General features: G+C 67.9%; 14 protein-coding genes. 8 read left to right on the forward strand and 6 right to left on the reverse strand.

Annotation, left to right across the window (positions count from 1 at the left end):
* The 4 genes from ligA to ACL58G_RS16650 are packed head-to-tail and all read left to right on the forward strand — an operon-like array spanning position 1 to position 4,263.
* The gene (gene ligA / locus ACL58G_RS16635) at positions 1-2,364 is read left to right on the forward strand and encodes an NAD-dependent DNA ligase LigA (RefSeq protein ID WP_440962496.1); all 2,364 of its coding nucleotides are present in this window, start codon (positions 1-3) and stop codon (positions 2,362-2,364) included.
* Entirely contained in the window at positions 2,361-3,251 is an 891-nt protein-coding gene (gene galU, locus ACL58G_RS16640; RefSeq protein ID WP_413342295.1) for a UTP--glucose-1-phosphate uridylyltransferase GalU, read from the forward strand. Before ligA ends, galU begins: the two co-directional genes overlap by 4 nt.
* Complete coding sequence (gene def / locus ACL58G_RS16645; protein WP_413385298.1) at positions 3,248-3,784, forward strand: peptide deformylase; 537 nt, start codon at positions 3,248-3,250, stop codon at positions 3,782-3,784. The genes galU and def overlap by 4 nt, the downstream gene beginning before the upstream one ends.
* Positions 3,781-4,263, forward strand: coding sequence for a hypothetical protein (locus tag ACL58G_RS16650; RefSeq protein WP_440962497.1), 483 nt, complete (start codon positions 3,781-3,783; stop codon positions 4,261-4,263). Before def ends, ACL58G_RS16650 begins: the two co-directional genes overlap by 4 nt.
* Positions 4,264-4,591: 328 nt before the next feature.
* On the opposite strand, the gene ACL58G_RS16655 is transcribed toward ACL58G_RS16650, so the two are convergent.
* Both ACL58G_RS16655 and ACL58G_RS16660 read right to left on the reverse strand, forming a co-directional pair.
* Positions 4,592-6,373 (reverse strand): DUF885 domain-containing protein, encoded by a 1,782-nt coding sequence (locus tag ACL58G_RS16655; RefSeq protein ID WP_440962498.1) that lies wholly within the window; start codon positions 6,371-6,373, stop codon positions 4,592-4,594.
* Positions 6,374-6,477: 104 nt separating this feature from the next.
* Positions 6,478-8,094 (reverse strand): M28 family peptidase, encoded by a 1,617-nt coding sequence (locus tag ACL58G_RS16660; RefSeq protein WP_440962499.1) that lies wholly within the window; start codon positions 8,092-8,094, stop codon positions 6,478-6,480.
* Positions 8,095-8,268: 174 nt separating this feature from the next.
* Here ACL58G_RS16660 and ACL58G_RS16665 point away from each other — a divergent pair, with 174 nt between their 5' ends.
* Genes ACL58G_RS16665 through ACL58G_RS16675 form a run of 3 tightly spaced genes read left to right on the forward strand, consistent with a single transcriptional unit; the run spans position 8,269 to position 11,413 of the window.
* Positions 8,269-8,664 carry a hypothetical protein gene (locus tag ACL58G_RS16665; protein WP_413385307.1) on the forward strand — a complete coding sequence of 132 codons (396 nt, stop codon included), beginning with the start codon at positions 8,269-8,271 and terminating at the stop codon, positions 8,662-8,664.
* A complete protein-coding gene (locus tag ACL58G_RS16670; protein ID WP_440962500.1) occupies positions 8,661-10,121 on the forward strand; it encodes an RAD55 family ATPase in 1,461 nt (486 codons plus the stop codon). Before ACL58G_RS16665 ends, ACL58G_RS16670 begins: the two co-directional genes overlap by 4 nt.
* An 8-nt stretch (positions 10,122-10,129) precedes the next feature.
* A complete protein-coding gene (locus tag ACL58G_RS16675) occupies positions 10,130-11,413 on the forward strand; it encodes a hybrid sensor histidine kinase/response regulator (RefSeq protein WP_440962501.1) in 1,284 nt (427 codons plus the stop codon).
* On the opposite strand, the gene ACL58G_RS16680 is transcribed toward ACL58G_RS16675, so the two are convergent.
* From ACL58G_RS16680 to ACL58G_RS16695, 4 genes are all read right to left on the reverse strand, one after another.
* Entirely contained in the window at positions 11,403-12,599 is a 1,197-nt protein-coding gene (locus ACL58G_RS16680; RefSeq protein WP_440962502.1) for a pyridoxal phosphate-dependent aminotransferase, read from the reverse strand. The two genes, ACL58G_RS16675 and ACL58G_RS16680, sit on opposite strands and share 11 nt — an antisense overlap.
* Positions 12,600-12,643: 44 nt before the next feature.
* Positions 12,644-15,502 (reverse strand): EAL domain-containing protein, encoded by a 2,859-nt coding sequence (locus ACL58G_RS16685; protein ID WP_440962503.1) that lies wholly within the window; start codon positions 15,500-15,502, stop codon positions 12,644-12,646.
* 4 nt (positions 15,503-15,506) lie between these two features.
* Positions 15,507-16,361 (reverse strand): phosphate/phosphite/phosphonate ABC transporter substrate-binding protein, encoded by an 855-nt coding sequence (locus ACL58G_RS16690; RefSeq protein ID WP_413385317.1) that lies wholly within the window; start codon positions 16,359-16,361, stop codon positions 15,507-15,509.
* Positions 16,362-16,515: 154 nt separating this feature from the next.
* Positions 16,516-18,018, reverse strand: a complete 1,503-nt coding sequence (locus ACL58G_RS16695) for a peptide MFS transporter (RefSeq protein ID WP_440962504.1) — start codon at positions 18,016-18,018, stop codon at positions 16,516-16,518.
* Between the two features lie 151 nt (positions 18,019-18,169).
* On the opposite strand from ACL58G_RS16695, the gene ACL58G_RS16700 reads away from it, so the two are divergent.
* On the forward strand, positions 18,170-18,505 hold the full coding sequence (locus ACL58G_RS16700; RefSeq protein ID WP_440962505.1) for a response regulator: 336 nt from the start codon (positions 18,170-18,172) through the stop codon (positions 18,503-18,505).
* Positions 18,506-18,754: the final 249 nt, after the last annotated feature.

Genomic DNA, 18,754 nt, shown 5'->3' on the forward strand with positions numbered 1-18,754 from the left:
ATGGCCGACCTGGAACGGATGGCGTGGCTCGTCAAGGAACTGAACCACCACATCTACAACTACCACGTGCTCGACGCGCCGACGATTCCCGACGCCGAGTACGACAAGCTGTTCCGCGAACTGCAGGCGCTGGAGGCGCAGCATCCCGAAGCCGTGTCGGTGGATTCGCCGACGTCGCGCGTGGGCGCCGCGCCGATCCCGGAATTCAGGCAGGTCACGCATGCGGTGCCCATGCTGTCGCTGAACAACGGCTTTTCCGATGAAGACATCGACAACTTCGACCGCCGCGTGCGCGATGGCCTCGGCCACGCGCAGGTGCAGTATGCGGCCGAGCTGAAATTCGACGGCCTCGCGATGAGCCTGCGCTACGAGAACGGCGTGTTCGTGCAGGCCGCCACGCGCGGCGACGGCTACACGGGCGAGGACGTCACCGCCAATATCCGCACGGTGAAGGTGATCCCGCTGCGCCTGCGCGGCGACGATATTCCGGCCGTGCTGGAAGTGCGCGGCGAAGTCCTGATGTTCAAGGAAGACTTCGAACGCCTGAACCAGCGCCAGCGCGACGCGGGCCAGAAGGAATTCGCGAACCCGCGCAACGCGGCCGCGGGCAGCCTGCGCCAGCTCGACGCGCGCATCACGGCGCAGCGCCGCCTGCGCTTCTTCGCGTACGGCATCGGCCTGCTCGAAGGCGCGCCGCTGCCGGAATCGCATTCGAAGGCACTGGACTGGCTCGACCAGCTTGGTCTCCCCGTGTCGAAGGAACGCGCGGTGGTCACCGGATGCGAAGGCCTGCTGGGCTACTTCCACGACATCGGCGCGCGCCGCAAGTCGCTGCCGTACGAGATCGACGGCGTCGTGTACAAGGTCGACCGCTTGTCGGACCAGCGCGAGCTGGGTTTCGTCTCGCGCGCGCCCCGTTTCGCGCTTGCGCATAAATTCCCCGCCGAGGAGGCGCTGACGACGGTGTCCGCCATCGACGTGCAGGTGGGCCGCACCGGCGCGATCACGCCGGTGGCGCGCCTCGTGCCCGTCTCGGTCGGCGGCGTGACCGTCACGAATGCGACCTTGCACAACGAGGACGAGGTGCGCCGCAAGGACGTGCGCGTGGGCGACACGGTCGTCGTGCGCCGCGCGGGCGACGTCATTCCCGAGGTACTGTCCGTCGTGCTGGAACGCCGCCCGACGCCGGTACCGCCCGTGTACGAACTGCCGAAGACGTGCCCCGTGTGCGGCTCGCACGTCGTGCGCGAAGAGGGCGAGGCCGTTGCGCGCTGCTCCGGCGGGCTGACGTGCGCCGCGCAGCGCAAGGAAGCGATCCGCCATTTCGCGGGCCGCCGCATGATGGACATCGAAGGGCTGGGCGACCGCTATATCGACAGCCTCGTGGAAGCGAATTTGATCCGCGGCGTGGCCGACCTGTATCGCCTCACCCTGGACGACCTGCTGAAGATGAAGCGCCTCGCGGACGAGCGCGACGGCACGACGCCGGAGACGGTCAAGCAGGGCAAGGTCGCGACGAAGTGGGCGGACAACCTGCTGGCCGCCATCGCCGCCAGCAAGCATCCGCCGCTGGAGCGGCTGCTGTTCGCGCTGGGCATCCGCCACGTGGGCGAGTCGACGGCCAAGACGCTGGCCGACTGGCTCGGCAGCCTGGCGCTCGTGCGCCGTGCGTCGGCCGCGCTGCTGCGCGTACTGCCCGACATCGGCGGCACGGTCGCGGAAGCGATCGCCGACTTCTTCGCGGAAGAGAAGAACCAGCAGGCGCTGAACGATTTGCTGGCCGCCGGCGTCGCGCCGCAGGGCGAGCATCCGCCGCGCGCGCAGCTGCGCGAAAAACTCGATGACGTGGGCCTGCTGGCCGCGCTCGGGATCCCGAAACTGACGGAGCCGCGCGCGCGCCAGCTGCTGGCCGACGGCCGCACGCTGGACGACCTCGCGCACCTGAAGATATTCAGCGTGTTCGGCCTGCCGGAAGGCGTCGTCACGGCGCTGGAGCAGTGGATGGCGGTGCCGGGCAACCGCGCGATGCTGGCCGCGCTGGCGGCGCTGCGCACCGAGCTGCTGGCGCTGCTGCCGCAGGATGCCGTCGACGCGGCCGGTCCGCTGGCCGGCAAGACGTTCGTGCTGACCGGGACGTTGCCGACGATGTCGCGCGATGCCGCGGGCGCCCTGATCGAACAGGCGGGCGGCAAGGTGTCCGGGTCGGTGTCGAAGAAGACGTCGTACGTCGTCGCGGGCGCGGAAGCGGGCAGCAAGCTGGAAAAGGCCGAGCAGCTCGGCGTGACCGTGCTGGACGAGGCGGGCCTGCTGGCCCTGCTGGGCGCACAGAATTCAACTCAATCATCAAACGGAGCTTCACAATGACCGCAATCAAGAAAGCCGTATTCCCGGTCGCAGGCCTTGGTAGCCGCTTCCTGCCGGCCACCAAGGCGCAGCCGAAGGAAATGCTGCCCATCGTCGACAAGCCGCTGATCCAGTACGCGGTCGAGGAAGCGGTGGCCGCCGGCATCACGGAACTCGTGTTCATCACGGGCCGCAACAAGCGCGCCATCGAAGATCATTTCGACAAGGCCTACGAGCTGGAATCGGAACTGGAAGCGGCCGGCAAGCAGGAACTGCTGAAGCTCGTGCAGCAGGTCATTCCGAAGAACGTCAACTGCATCTACATCCGCCAGCCGGCCGCGCTGGGCCTGGGCCATGCCGTGCTGTGCGCCCGTCCCGTGATCGGCAACGAGCCGTTCGCGGTGCTGCTCGCGGACGACTTCATGGACACGGCCGACGGCCACAAGCCGGTGCTCGCGCAGATGACGGACCTGTACGCGTACGAGAAGTGCAGCGTGCTCGCCGTACAGGACGTGCCGCGCGCGAACACGCGCCAGTACGGCATCGTCAGCGCGCGCGCCTACCGTCCGGACCTGGAGCTCGTGTCCGGGATCATCGAGAAACCGAAGCCCGAGGATGCGCCGTCGACCCTGGCCGTCGTGGGCCGCTACGTGCTGTCCGGCGCCATCTTCGAACACCTGGAAAACCTGGGGACCGGCGCCGGCGGCGAAATCCAGCTGACCGACGGCATCGCGTCGCTGATGTCGCGCGAACGCGTGCTCGCGTACCGCTATGCCGGCACGCGCTACGACTGCGGTTCCAAGCTGGGCTACCTGAAGGCGACGGCCGCCATCGGCATGAAGCACCCCGAGACGGCCGAAGGCTACCGCGAATTCCTCACGCACCTGTGCGCGGACCTGCCGAAATGACGATCCGCGAGATCCTCAAAATGGGCGACCCGCGCCTGCTGCGCGTGGCGGAGCCCGTGCGCGCGTTCGACACGCCCGAACTGCACGCACTTGTTGCCGACATGTTCGAGACGATGCACGCCGTCGACGGCGCTGGCCTGGCCGCGCCGCAGATCGGCGTCAACCTGCAGCTGGTGATCTTTGGCTTCGGCAAAAACCAGCGCTACCCGGACGCGCCCGCCGTGCCGGAGACAGTGCTGATCAACCCGGTGCTCAAGCCTCTGTCGGAAGAAATGGAAGAGGGCTTCGAAGGCTGTTTGTCGGTGCCGGGCCTGCGCGGCAGCGTGCCGCGCTACACGCGCCTGCATTACGAGGGCGTCGACCAGTACGGCAAGCCGATCAGCCGCGACGTGGACGGTTTTCACGCGCGCGTCGTGCAGCACGAGGTGGACCACCTGCTGGGCATCCTGTACCCGATGCGGATCCGCGACTTTACCCGCTTCGGTTTTACGGAAGTGATGTTCCCCGATCTCGATCCGAAGGCCGACGATTGAAAACGCGTTGTCTTTTCGCCTTGCTGGCGCTGCTCGGCACCGGCGCCCATGCCGACGACCTGTTCACGAAGATCGACGCCGGTCCGAAGAGCGAACTGTGGATCGACAGCGGCTTCGCGACGTACCACTTCGACCGCGACAAGAACCTCAACGGCGGCAACCGCGGCCTCGGGTTCGAATACCGTTTCTGCGGCACGATGGCCGCGGCGGCGGGGCGCTTCGTCAACAGCGACCGCTATTATTCGAATTACGCGGGTGTGCTGTGGCAGCCGTATGCGCTGGGCCCCGTGCGCCTCGGCGCGGCGATCGCGATGTTCGACGGGTACCCGAAGATGCGCGACCGCGGCTGGTTCCCGGCCATTGTGCCCACGTTCACGTACGAGTATCAACGCGTGGGCGTGAATGTCGGCGTGATCCCGTCGTACAAGGATCGCCTGTACGGCGGTATCTCGGTGCAGTTGAAGCTGAAGTTGTTCTGACGTTCGCGTGGGCGCGGGGTGCACACCGTAACGGTATTCCGGCGTTCGCGTGGGCACGGGGTGCACACCGTAACGGTATTCCGGCGTTCGCGTGGGCACGGGGTGCATACGGTAACGGTATTCCGGCGTTCGCGTGGGCACGGGGTGCATACGGTAACGGTATTCCGGCATTCGCGTGGGCACGGGGTGCCCACCCTACGGCTTTCGGCGAATCGTAGAGTGGGCTCCCCGAGCCCACGAAGCGCATCAGTTAGCGGTTATTTTGACGGTGGGTAGCGAATCGTAGTAGGGTGGGCTCCTCGAGCCCACGAAGCGCATCAGTTAGCGGTTATTTTGACGGTGGGTAGGGCGACTTCCCGCCGCCCGCGATGAACGTATCGATCCGCGCCTTCAGCACGGGCAGCGGCACGGCCCCGAGCTGCAGCACCGTGTCGTGGAACGCGCGGATGTCGAACCTGTCGCCCAGCGCCGCCTCGGCCTTCCGGCGCGACTCGACGATCGCCATCTCGCCCAGGTAGTACGACAGCGCCTGCCCCGGCCAGGAAATGTAGCGGTCGACCTCCGTCTGGATCTCGTGGTCCGACAGCGCCGTGTTGTCGTGCAGGTAGGCCTGCGCCTGTTCGCGCGTCCAGCCCAGCGCGTGGATGCCCGTGTCGACGACGAGGCGGCTCGCGCGCCACGCCTGGTAGCTCAGCATGCCGAACGTTTCGTACGGCGTCTCGTACATCCCCATCTCGCTGCCCAGGCGCTCGCAATACAGCGCCCAGCCTTCGCCGTACGCGGAAATGTACGCGCGGCGGAATGGCGGCACGCCCTGCTGTTCCAGCGCCACCGGCATCTGGAACGCGTGGCCTGGTGCCGATTCGTGCAAGGTCAGCGCGGGGAGGCTGTACAGCGCGCGCGCCGGCAGGTTGTACGTGTTGACGAGGTAGATGCCCGGGCCGCCGCGCGCCGACGTGTAGTACGGCGCCTGGTCCGGCGGCACCGGCACGATGGCGAAGCGGCGGCGCGGCAGGTAGCCGAAGTACTGGTCGGCCTTGCCGTCGAATTTCTTGGAAATCCACGCGGCGCTTTTCAAGAGTTCTTCCGGCGTCTTCGCATAGAACTGCGGATCGCTGCGCAGGAAAGCGAGGAAGGCGGGCAGGTCGCCCTTGAAGCCGGCCTTGACCATCGTCTCCTGCATTTCGGCGCGGATCTGCGCCATCTCGGACAGGCCGATCTCGTGGATCTGCTGCGCCGTCATGTCCGTGGTCGTGTACTCGACGATCTTCGACTGGTAGTACGCCTTCCCGTCCGGCAGGCGCTCCGCCGCCAGCGTCGTGCGCGCGTTCGGCACGTACTCGTCGCGGAAGAATTGCAGGGCTTGCGCGTACGCGGGTTTCACGGCACTGTCGATCAGCGCGATGCCCTGCGTGCGCAGGCGCGTCTGCTCGTCCATCGGGATCGTCGCCGGCATCTCCTTGAACGGCGTGTACCACACCGTCTCTTCCGGCGACTTCGCGTTGACGATGTTCAGCAGCGGCGCATCGCGGCCGGCCAGCGTCACCTGCGGCGGCGTGAAGCCGCGCGCGAGACCGGCCCGCATATTGTCCAGTTCTTCGCCGAAGTAGCGGGGCAGGTCGGCCAGCTGGGCGAGATAGGCGCGGTATTCCTCCGCATTTTTCAAGGGACGGCGCGCGATGTAGGCGATGTCGGACCAGAACGCGCTGTCCGCGTTCACGGGCTGCTCGTATTCGCGGAAGCGCTGCGCGGCGACGAATGCGGCGATCTGCGCGCGGTACACGGCATAGTTGATCTGCTCGGCGCGCGAGAGGTCCGCCGCGCGGATGCCGTCCAGCTGGCGCAGCACGCCTTCCCACATCGCCAGGCGCGCCGCCTGCGTGCGCGCGTCGACCTTCGGCAGCGCGTCGCGGACGTCGCGCGGCTCGTCCTCGTCCCATGCGATCCGCTGCTTGATCCGCCAGTGCCACTCGGCCTTGTAGATGGCCTGGAAACGCGCATCGGCTTTCGACGCCGTTTTCGTGGCGGCGGGTGCGGCGATGGCGGCGACCGGCGCGAACTGCGCGGACAGGGCGAGGGAAAGGGCGGCGGCGAGCAAGGTCTGCTTCATGGTGGTCCTGTGGTCGAGGTGTCGTGAGCGGAGGCGGGGTATTGCCTCAACTCGCGATATTACCCGGCCATACCACGGCAGGCCAGTCGCATTTTGGTAACCCTTCAACGCTTTACCTTGCCGTACGCCTCGCCCGCCTTCCAGGTCGGCATCGTCGGCGCATTCGCGACCGCATAGCCGAGGTTCAGGGTGAACTGCGCCTGCTGCACCATGCCGGACAAGTCCCAGGCCGGATCGTACTGGTCGCTGACCTGGTGGTAGTCCTTCGTGAACGCGCGCATCTTCGCGCCTTCCGCGGACTGGTCGTGCTCGAAATCGAAATGGCCGTCGCCCGAGAACACGGCCGAGCCGACGTTGAACGCGGGGACGCCGGCCTTGGCGAAGTTGAAGTGGTCGGCGCGGAAGTAGGCGCCGCCGAGGTCCGGCACCGGTGCGGCCAGGCTCAGGCCCATCGCCTTCGCGACCGTGGCGGACGTCGCGTACAGCGAGCTGCGCTCGGCGCCGGCCACGCCCATATCGCGCGTGCGGCCGACGAAGTTCATGCTGTCCAGGTTCAGGTCCGCCGCGGTCTTCGCCAGCGGCCACACGGGATGGCGCACGTACGCCAGGCTGCCCAGCAGGCCCTGTTCTTCCGCGCACGGCCACAGGAAGATCTGCGTGCGCCTGGCCGGACGCTTGACGGCCGCCTGCGCCATCGCGAGCAGGGCCGCGGTGCCGGAGCCGTTGTCGATGGCGCCGTTCCAGATGTGGTCCGGCTTGCCGTTGTCCGGGTCGATGCCCAGGTGGTCCCAGTGCGCGGAATAGATCACGGCCTGGTCGCGCAGCTTCGGATCGGTGCCGGGCACGATGCCGGCCACGTTGTACTCGACGACAGTGCGCACGGCGCTCTTCACGTCGGCCTCGACGCTGGCCGCGAGCGGCACCGGCCTGAAGCCGCGCACTTCGGCGGCGGCGCGCAGGCGGTCGAGGTCCTGGCCGCTGGCCGCGAGCAGTGTCCGCGCCATGTCTTCGCTGATCCAGCCCTGCAGCGCGTTGCCTTTGCCCGCCAGGTGGAATTGCTCGTGCGAGAAGCTGTTGAGGGGGACGCTCCACGGATACGACGCGGACGGTGTCGTGTGGATCAGCAGGATGCCGGCCGCGCCCTGGCGCACCGCTTCCTCGAATTTATAGGTCCAGCGGCCGTACCACGTGAGCGACTTGCCGCCGAAGCGGTCCGGCTCCGCCCCGGTCGGCTGCGGATCGTTGACCATCGCGACGAGCACCTTGCCCTTCACGTCGGCGCCGAGGAAATCGTTCCAGCGTTCGTCGGGCGCGTCGATGCCGTAGCCGACGAACACGAGGGGCGCCGACACGCGCGTGGCCGCGCTGCCGTTGGCGTTGCCGAACACGACGTCATGGCCGAACGTGACGGGCAGCACCCGGCCGCCGGCCACGAAACGGAGCGTGCTGCCGGGCAGCGTCTTCTGGCCGACCAGTTCGACTTTCTGGCGGTAGCCGCCGTCCGCCAGCGGCTTCAGGCCGAGCACGGCGGCCTGGGTCTCGAGGTAGCGCACGGTGAGTTCGCCGCCGCGCTGGCCCGTGCCGCGGCCTTCCAGCAGGTCGTCGGCGAGGAAGGACAGATGGGCGCGCAGCGGTGCCTCGGCCACGGGCGGGGCGGACTGGGCGTGCGCGGCGCAGGTGGCGGCGAGGAGCAGGGAAGCGGCACAGGTACGGAAAAACATGGTGAACGGCTCATGACTGATACAAAAACGCGATGGTAGCACCGCGTGTCGCACATTGTCCGTATTGACACTCTATTAAAAAAATTGACCTTACATTCACGCTATAATCGGTAGAACGGACGTGCCAAGCCGAGGCCACGCCGCATGGCATGACAACCCCGACACCACCCCTGCATGGATAAAGACGAAAACCGAGCGCAACCGGCTCCCGCCGATCATGCCGCGCCGCTGATCCGGCCCTGGTCGCGCCTGGGCCGGCAACTGGTGCCACTGATCGGCGAAGGCGGTTTCGTCGCGTTGTTCACGCGCTCGGCGCGCCTGCTGGCGCCGCCGCGGGCGTGGCTCAGCGTCGACGCCACGCGCCGCACGAGCACGCTGCTGCTGACCGCTCTCGAGCGAGACCTGGCGGCGGCGGACCCCCAGGAAGCGGCCGCGACACACGATGAATTGATGGGTCTGTTCGTACGGCAGCTGGGGACCCTCATCGGCCCCGCGTTGACGGCACGGCTGCTGTCCGAAACCGGTGCGGACGGCACGCCGCAAAAGAATCAAGAGGAGCACAAGCAATGAGCGGAAAAGTAACCCTGGAAAAACTGAGCACCGGTGTGCCAGGGCTCGATGTGCTTCTGGGCGGCGGCCTGACCGAGTTTTCGTTCACGCTGATCGCGGGCGCGCCCGGCAGCGGCAAGACGACGCTCGCGCACCAGATCATGTTCGCGCTCGCGAGCGAACGGCGGCGCGCGCTGTTCTTCACGGTGCTGGGCGAACCGCCGCTGAAGATGCTGCGCTACCAGCAGCAGTTCTCGTTCTTCGACATGGACAAGGTCGGGCCCGCCGTCCGCTACGTTAACCTGGCCGACGACCTGCGCGCCGGCGATTTCAGCGGCGTGCTGGAACGGATCATGCGCGAAGTGGAGGACTTCGGCCCGAGCCTCGTGTTCGTCGATTCGTTCCGCTCCGTCGTGCAGACGGCGCGCAGCGGCAACGAGGGCCTGTGGGACCTGCAGCACTTCGTCCAGGAGCTGGGTTCGCGCATGGCCACGTGGCAGGCGACCACGTTCCTGATCGGCGAGTACAGCCAGGCCGACGTCGAGGCCAATCCGATCATCACGGTGGCCGACGGCATGATCGCGCTGTCGCACAACCTGGACGAGGACGCGGTGGTACGCAAGATCCGCATCGTCAAGATGCGCGGCCAGGCCCACATGGCGGGCGCGCACACCTTGCGCATCACGGACGACGGCATCCGCGTCTACCCGCGCCTGCTCACGCCGCAGCCCGAGGCCTACCTGACCATCGCCGCCGATCCGGCCCGCATTCCGACCGGCGTCGCGGGCCTGGACGACATGCTGCACGGCGGCCTGCCGCAGGGCCACACGATGCTCGTTTCCGGCCCCACGGGGATCGGCAAGACGATCCTCGGCACGCGCTTCCTGCAGGCCGGGGCGGCGCGGGGCGAGAAGGGCGTCGCCGTGTTCTTCGAAAAACACACGGCGCGCCTGCACAACGCGGAACTGATCAAGCTCGTGCAGGGCGGCCAGGTGACGGTGCTGCAATCGCTGTCGCTGTCGCTCACGGTCGAGGAATTGCTGGACCAGCTGACGGAGGCGATCGAGCGCACGGGCGCGACGCGCGTCGTGATCGATTCGCTGTCGGAGATCGGCCTGTACCTCGCGCCGGAATTCCGCTACGACCTGCGTCTGTCCGTGCTCCGCACGCTGTCGCTGCTGGCGCGGCGCGGCGTCACCGCCATCGTCACCGTCGGCTACGAGGACAATACGCCGAACTGGCGCTTCTCGATCGACAACCTGTGCTTCCTGGCCGACGCCGTGCTGTCGATGCGCTTCGCCGAAATCGAGGGACACGTCTGCAAGTTCATGACGGTGGTGAAAGTGCGCGGCACGGACCACAGCAACGAGCTGCGCGAATACCGCATCACCGACAAGGGCATCGAGGTCGATCCGCATGCGACGGAATTCGATGCCCTGATGTCTGGTTTCCCCACCCGGCGCCGGCCGCGCGACTGAGGACGACGATGGGAACGTACGAGCAACAGCCGCCTGTTTCGGAACAACGTTCCTTCGATGAGTCCGCGCTGCTGGACCGGATCCGCGCGCTCGAAGCGGACGTGGCCAGTCTGCGCGAAGCGAACGAGCACCTCGTGCTGGCCACCGTCGACGCCCAGTACCAGCGCGAGGATGCCGAGGCGGTCAATCGCCGCCAGAACGAATTCCTCGCCATGCTGGCGCACGAGCTGCGCAACCCGCTGTCGCCGCTGGCGATGGCCGCGTCGCTGCTGGAACGCGACGCGGACGCCGCGCCGCAGCAGCTCAGGCTCGCGCGCGTGATCGCGCGCCAGGTCGACCACATGGCGCGCCTGCTCGACGACCTGCTCGACGCGGCCCGGCTCAGCAGCGGCAAGATCAAGCTGACGGTCGAGACGCTGGCGCTGGCCGACGTGCTGCGCCACGCCGTCGAAACGGTGCAGCCGCGCATCCTGGAGCGCGGCCAGGTGCTGGACGTCGAACTGCCGGCGGCGACCGTCGCGGTGGAAGGCGACAAGGTGCGCCTCGCGCAGGTGTTCACGAACCTGCTCGGCAATGCGTCGAAGTACACGGGCGACGGCGGCCGGCTGCGGCTCGCCGCCCAGGCAGGATCCGACGAAATCGTGGTGACCATCGCCGACAACGGCACCGGCATCGCGCCCGAGGTGCTGCCCTACATCTTCGACCTGTTCACGCAGGGCCCGCGCTCGCTGGCCCGGTCCGAGGGCGGGCTTGGCGTGGGCCTGAACGTCGTGCGCAACCTCGTGGGCATGCACCGCGGGACGGTGGAGGCCCACAGCGACGGCCCCGGCCGCGGCAGCCGCTTCACGGTGCGCCTGCCGCGCGCCGCCGGCCTGCCCGCCGCGCCGGTCCGGCCCGAGCCGGCACAGGCCACGCCGCGCCGCCGCATCCTGCTCGTGGAAGACAATGCGGATGCCAGCGCCACGCTGGCCGACATCCTCGCGGCGGAAGGACATGACGTCGTCTGTGCCGGCGACGGCCGGGCAGGCCTGGCGCGCGCGCTCGCGGAGCGGTGGGACGTGATCGTGTGCGACATCGGCCTGCCGGAACTCGACGGCCTCGAGCTGATGCAGGCCCTGCGCGCGCAGCAGGAAGGCGCCCGTCCTTACGCGATCGCGCTGACGGGCTACGGCCAGCCGGACGACGAGGCACGGGGCTTCGAGGCCGGATTCGACCGCTATCTCGTCAAGCCGGTCGGCGCCGCGGCGCTGCTGGCCGTCGTCGCCGACGCGCCGGCCGACGTCAGCGCCTGATCAGTGCCGCCAGGCGGTCGACCGCCTGTTCGATCCGCTCGTACTTCGTCGCGTAGGAAAAGCGTACGTGCTGCTTCGGCGCGGCGAACCCGAAGTCGTCGCCCGGCACGAGCGCGACCAGCGCGTCGCGCAGCACGGCCATGCCGAACGCGCTGCTGTCGTGCGCCAGCGCGTGGTTCACCTGCGTGATGTCGGCGTACACGTAGAACGCGCCGTCCGGCAGCACGGGCACCTGGAACCCGAGGTCGCGCAGCGCGGGCACGAGGAAGTCGCGGCGGCGGCGGAATTCCCGGCGGCGCTCCTCGAAGATGGCGATCGCGTCGTCGTGGAAGGCGGCCAGCGCCGCGTGCTGGGCGATGGCGGGCGCGCAGATGAACAGGTTCTGCGCCAGTTTTTCGACGGCCGGCACGAGCGATTCCGGCAGCACCAGCCAGCCCAGGCGCCAGCCTGTCATGCTGAAGTATTTCGAGAAGCTGTTGACGGTGATGACGTCGTCGCCGAAGGACAGGGCGCTCGTCGCGCGGTCGTCTTCCTTGTCACCGTAATAGAGACCCTGGTAGATCTCGTCGACGATGGAGAATCCGCCGCGCGCGCGGACGGCCGCGACGACGTCGCGCGTCTGCTCCGGCGTCATCGACGTGCCGGTCGGGTTCGACGGCGACGCGACGATCACGCCGCGCGTGCGCGCCGTCCAGCGCTCGGCCACCTGGGCCGCCGTCAGCTGGTAGCGTTCGGCGGGGCCGGACGGCACGAGGACGGCCCGGCCGCCGAACGCGCTGACGAAATGGCGGTTGCACGGATAGCTCGGGTCGGGCATCAGGACTTCGTCGCCGTCCGCCACGAGCGCCGCGCAGGCCAGCAGCAGGCCGGCCGACGCGCCCGCCGTCACGACGATGCGCTGCGGGGAGATGTCGAGGCCACAGGCGCGGGCATAGTGCGCGGAGATGGCCTCGCGCAGGGCGGGAAGGCCCAGCGATTCGGTGTACTGCGTGGCGCCGCGCTGGATCGCGTCCATGGCGGCGCGGGCGACCAGGTCGGGGGCCGTGAAGTCGGGTTCGCCGACGCTCATGCTGATGACGTCCTGGCCGGCGCGCACCATGCTGGCTGCGGCCTTGACCATTTCCATCACGCGGAAGGGTTCGATGGCGTCGACGCGGCGCGCCACCTGGAGGGGATTGTGAGACATCGTGGGATAGTCGAAACGGTGGAATCCCTCCAGTTTAGCCGATCCTAGGCAATCGCGGTCCCGGCCAGCAGCGCTTCGCACGCCTGGGCCGGCACGGGTCGGCTGACGTAATAGCCCTGGATCTGGTCGCATCCGTACTGTTCCAGTTCGCGCAGCTGGTCCACGTTCTCGACGCCCTCGGCCACGACCTTCAGGCTGAGGCTGTGCGCGAGCCGGATCACGGCCTTCGTGATCGCGGCGTCGTCCGGATCGTCCGGCAGGTCGCGCACGAAGGTGCGGTCGATCTTGAGCGCGTCCAGCGGGAAGCGCTTCAGGTAGGCGAGGCTCGAATAGCCGGTGCCGAAATCGTCGACGGACAGGCGTATGCCGAGGGCCTTGATGCGCGCGAGGATCTCGACGGCGGCCTCCGGGTTCGCTATCAGCATCGATTCCGTCAATTCGAATTCCAGCAGCGCCGGGTCGACGCCGGCGCGCGCGACGATGCGCTCGACGGCGCCGGCGAGATCCGCCTGCTGCAGCTGGCGCGCGGACAGGTTGATCGCTACCGGCTGCACGGCCATGCCCTGCGCCTGCCATGCCTTCAGCTGGCGGCACACTTCGCCGATCACCCATTCGCCGACGGGCAAAATCAAGCCCGTGTCCTCGAGGATGGCGATGAATTCCAGCGGCGGCACGAGGCCGCGCTGCGGATGGTTCCAGCGCAACAGCGCCTCGAAGCCGCAGATGGTGCCGGTCGCCAGGTCGAGCTTCGGCTGGTAGTGCAGCAGGAATTCGGCGCGCTCCAGCGCCTGGCGCAACTGCGTTTCCGTCTGCAGGCGCTGCGTGGCGTTCTCGTGCATCTCCGCGACGTAGAACTGGTAGTTGTTGCGGCCGCCGTTCTTGGCCCCGTACATCGCGGTGTCGGCGTTCTTCAGCAGGGTCTCGGCGTCGCGGCCGTTCTCGGGATACGTGGCGATGCCCACGCTGGCCGACACGAACAGCTGCTGGCCTGCGAGATAGAACGGCTGCGCCAGCGCCTCGATGACGCGGGCGCCGATGCTGGCGGCGATGCCGTCGTCGTCCAGCGCGGGCAGCACGAGCGCGAATTCGTCGCCGCCCAGGCGCGCCACGACGTCGTCGGCGCGCGCGCAGGCCGACAGCCGTTTCGCCGCCTGCACGAGCAGCTGGTCGCCGACGCCGTGGCCCAGCATGTCGTTGACGTTCTTGAAGCGGTCGAGGTCGATGAACATGACGGCCGCGCGGCCCTGTGCACGCGCGGCGGCGGCGATCGCGTCTTCGAGGCTGTGCGCGAGACGGCGCCGGTTCGGCAGGCTCGTGAGCGGGTCGTACTGCGCCAGGTAAGTCAGGCGGTTGCGCGCTTCCTGGCGCTCGACGGCGGTGGCGACGATGTTGGCCACGCCGTGCAGGAAGCTGGCGTCGTCGGCCCCGAAACGGCGCGGGTGCGCGGCGTACACGCCCAGCAGGCCGAAGGTGCGCTCGCCGCACACGATGGCCGTGTCGATGCCCGTGTCGATGCCGTGCAGCGCCGCCAGCGGCGCGAACCAGGGCCGCAGCGCAGCGTCGATGCCAGGCGCGTCGCCGTGCTGGCAGGCCAGCTGGAGACCCGTCGACTGCGCCAGCCGGCCCGCGCCCGCGCGCACTCGCATGCCGTCCGGCCCCGTTTCGAACAGCGCGGCGCAGGCCGCGCCGAGGCCGCGCGCGGCGGCGTCGGCGGCGTCCGCGAACAGGTCGTCGAGGCCGTTCGCGGCCAACGCCTTGCGCCCGAGCTCCGCGATCAGGGTCTGGCGCTGCGCGTTCTCGACGATCGTGCGCTCGAATTCCTTGCGTTCCGTGATGTCGATGTCGATGCAGATGTAGCGCTCGACCGTGCCGTGCGCCGCGAACATCGGCACGATGGTGCGGTACCAGTGGCGCCGGCCGTGGCGTCCCGCGATCACGACCTCGCCGTTCCACACGCGGTCCGACGGCTGCCACGGCAGGCGCGCGCCGGCCGGGCGGCCCACGTCGCCCAGGCGCTGCCCCACGACCTCGGAGCGGGTGAAGCCGCTGCTCGTCACGAACAGGTCGTTGACGCCGGTGATCACGCCGGCCGCGTCGGCCTCGCACACGATCGCGGCCTGGTCCATCGCGCTCTTGTGCTGCATGAGGGAGTTCATCAGCGAGTCGATGCGCTGGCCGAACTGGTCGCGCAGGCTCGCCGCGCTGCGGTTCACGGCGCGGATCGCTTCCTGGATCTCGGTCGGCGCGTCGGCCAGCAGCGCCGCCTCGGCCGTGACGCGGCCCGCGGCCACGTCGTGCTCGAACGAGCGCAGCCGGCCCAGGTTGTCGAGCCAGCGGCGCACGAGGGTGCGCATGAGGACGAGGCTCGCGACGAACACGACGAACGCCACGCCGGCGGTCTCCAGCACGAGGCTCCACACCTGGGCCGCCAGCTTTTCCTCGTCGAACTGCAGGCGCACGACGCCGTAGTCCTTGCCGCCCACGTTGGCGATGCGATTGACGTCGTACAGCTTGGCGGCGATGCAGGCCGCCAGCCAGCGCGGCGCCAGCGCGCGCGTCACGCGCGGCGCGTCCACGCGGATCGTGCCGCCGCCCACGTCGATGAATTCGGCGCGCTTGAACGGCGACTGGAACAGCATCTTGCCCAGGGTGCGCTTGACCGTGTCGTAGTCGCCGATCACGACGCTGTCCTCGATCGTCTGCGTCGCCACCTCGACGAGCGTCAGCGCGGTGTCCTGCGTTTCCTCGATGTGCTGCAGGAACTGGTAGCGGTAGAACAGGCCCAGGCCCGTCCCCATCGACAGCAGCAGCGTGAGGCTGAACACGGTGAACACGCGGCCGACGAGGGAGCGGGGCAGCGCGGGAATGATGCGCATGACGCGCAGGAATGGGGAGAATGTCATCGCGTCAGCGCACGTTCGACGGCGCTTCCGCGTAGAACGCGCGGTAGCCGGCATAGTCGGCGTCGCTGGCCGCGACGAAGGCGAGCGGCACCGCGGCATGCACGAGTTCCGTGGCAGCCGCGAGGATGCGGCGGCCTTCCGGGTCCTGGTCCATGCCGATGAAGGCCTGGGCGACGGCGCGGACCTGGTCGGCCGGCACCCGCGGCGACGCCATCAGCGCGAGATCGTTGAACGGTTCCGAACTCCACAGCACGCGGAACGATTTATGTTCGCGCCGCTCGTAGTTCTGCACGAGTTGCGAATTGGCGCCGGCCGCCATCGCCTTGCCCGCGAACATCTGTGCAAAGGCGGCATCCATATTGCCCGCAAAGACGACGTCGACGGGGATGTTCCGGTGCTGCAACTGGGCATACGCCACCTTGTACGCGAGTATCGCTTCCGGCCCCGGGAAGGCGACGGACTCGCCGGCCAGTTGCGCCAGGGTCATCACGTGCGAATCGGCCGGCACGACGATCTGCGCCCGCACGGGCGGCGCGTCGCGGCGGCCGAACACCGTCCAGCCCATCCTGGCGCGGTCGGGGCTGAACAGGTGATTCGTGAACGCGAAGTCGACTTCGCGCGCGAGCACGTAGCTCGTCGTATCGGCCGACGTGCGGCCCAGCTTGAGATTCAGCCGGACGCCGCTTTTCTGCGACACGTAGCGGATGATCGGGTTCCAGAAACCGGCCGACACCTGCAGGTTGTACTGGTTGACCGGCGAAAAATTGTAGGCCGGCGGCGGCGCGGCACGCACGGCGCCGGCGGCGGACACGCAGGCCACGACGGCCAGGAGAGGGCGGACGAAGTAAGGACGATACATGGCTCGTTGACGTGGCGCCGGCGGAGTGTCGGCCGGCATGTCGCAAATATAACATATTTCCGGTTTGCAACAAGCCGAAACGTTTTGCCAAGGTTGTCGTCACGTTGTATTGATGCGTTCCTCATGAACAATGCGGTGCTTGAGATCCATGCGGTCAGTTGTGGGCGTGGTGGGTGGCCGACAGCTTGCGCATCAGGGGCAGCACGGCCAGCGCGATCGCCGTGCAGACGAGCGCGCCCATGCCCAGCTTGTTGAACAGGCTCGTGTAGATGGGCAGGGTCTGCACGGGGTCCGTCACGTCGCCCGGCACGCTGGCCAGGTTGGCGACGACGCCGCCCAGGTATTGCGAGATCCCGGTGGCGACGTAGTACGCGCCCATCATGAAGCCGCTCATGCGCACCGGCACGTAGCGCGCGACCATCGCGAGGCCGAGGCCGGAGACGAGCAGTTCGCCCAGCGAATACAGGCCGTAGCCCGCGACCATCACCCACGACGACGTCTTGCCGCCGACGGCGAACGTGCCCGCCACGCCGTACGCGAAGAAGCCGAGCGCCACGGCGAAGAAGCCCAGCGCGAACTTGCCGGCGATCGACAAGTCCCTGCCGCTGCGGCCGGCGGTACTGTAGGCCCACGCGAGCACGGGCGACAGCACCATGATCCAGATGGCGTTCAGCGCCTGGAACTGGGCCGGCGACCAGTCGAACAGGTGCGCGCCGAGCAGGTTGAATTCCAGGTCGACGTTGCGCAGCGCGAACAGCGACAGCGACGTCGACATCTGCTGGTAGAAGATGAAGAAGAACACGGACTGCAAGGTGAGCACGAGCGCCGCCGTCAGGCCGGCGCGCTCGTTCGGCGCGCTCCTGCGGATCAGGTGGATGAAGATGCCCAGCACGACGAGGCCGGCCAGGTAGACGAAGATGCGGGCCAGCGTCTGGTATTCGAGGATCACGGCCGACATGCCGACCATCACGACGCCGCCCGCCAGCACGGCGGCGAGCTTGCCCACGGCGAGCGGGCGCTCGTCCGGCAGCGAGCCCACGTGGGCGATCGTCGCGCGCATGAGGAGCACGTTGAACAGGCCGACGACGAGGCCGACGCTGCACGCGCCGAACGCGATGTGCCAGCCCACCTCGCCGCCGTACGTCGCGTTGACGTAGTCCTTGATCCACGGCGTGGCCAGCATCGAGATCGTCGAGCCGACGTTCACGGCCATGTAGTACAGCGTGAACGCGCTGTCGATCTTCGAATCGTCGCCTTCGTAGATCTTGCGCACGAGGTTTGCCGTGTTCGGCTTGAACAGGCCGTTGCCGACGACGACGACGCCCAGGGCGCAGAACAGGAACCACGTGTTCTCGGTGGGGACGGCCATCAGCGCATAGCCGACCGTGAGGACGAGGGCGCCCAGCACCATCGAGCGCTTGGTGCCGAGCACCTTGTCGCCGATCCAGCCGCCGATCGCGGGCGAGACGTAGATCAGCGCCGCGGCGGCGCTCCAGACCAGGTTGGCGCGGCTGTCGTCGAAGCCGAGGCGCTGGACCATGAAGTACACGATCAGCGCCTGCATGCCGTAGTAGCCGAAGCGTTCCCACATCTCGATCAGGGCGATGGTGAGGAACGAACGGGATTGCGTGGGGAGGGGAAGGATTTCGGTTTTCATGGAAAGGGTCGGGCAAAGCGTGGATGCTACGCCAGAGACAGGCAGCATGCAACACGCGTATCGCCTGTACTGACAGGCGTTATGCCTTTTTTTGCGCGTGCGCGAGGCGTTTCAAACTTGCAGAAGTTGCAATCAGAAGATTCGGATTTTCGTGATCGGAAACCTGCGCGAGATGACCTGCGCGCTGCTGCAATCGCGCGGCTGCACGGTCATGACGGCGGCGGACGGCAAGTCCGCGCTGGCGCTGGCCGCGCGCCGGCGGTCCGACGTCGCCTTCGTCGACATCGACCTGCCCGACATCTCCGGCTACGTGGTCGCGCGGACGCTGGCGCGCCAGGGTGGCATCCCGCTCGTGGCCGTCACCGGCTACGGCCAGCCGGACGACGTGCGCCGGGCGCTGGCCGCGGGGTTCGACCTGCACCTGAAAAAGCCCGTGCGGCTGGACGAACTGGAGCGCGCGCTGGGCGAACCCGACCCGGTGCGCTGATCGTGCGCAATCATCGCGAACACAATGAAAATTTTCAGGCCGCCTGTTATCGCTATCTTCTTTATATCGTGAAGCGGGAAGGTGGCCGTTCAAATACCTTGATTTGGCGGGCGGATCACCATTTCGTTCGTCGTTGCCCCGGAATTCGTTAAATATTGTTAAACATGGCGGGCACGATTGAAATTCGATTGGCACTGATCGGATTGTCAAGTAATCTGGGGTTGCAGGGTGTGGGCAACCAAGACTCGA

It is taken from the genome of Massilia sp. GER05, from assembly GCF_052056005.1.
GTDB lineage: Bacteria > Pseudomonadota > Gammaproteobacteria > Burkholderiales > Burkholderiaceae_D > Telluria > Telluria orientalis.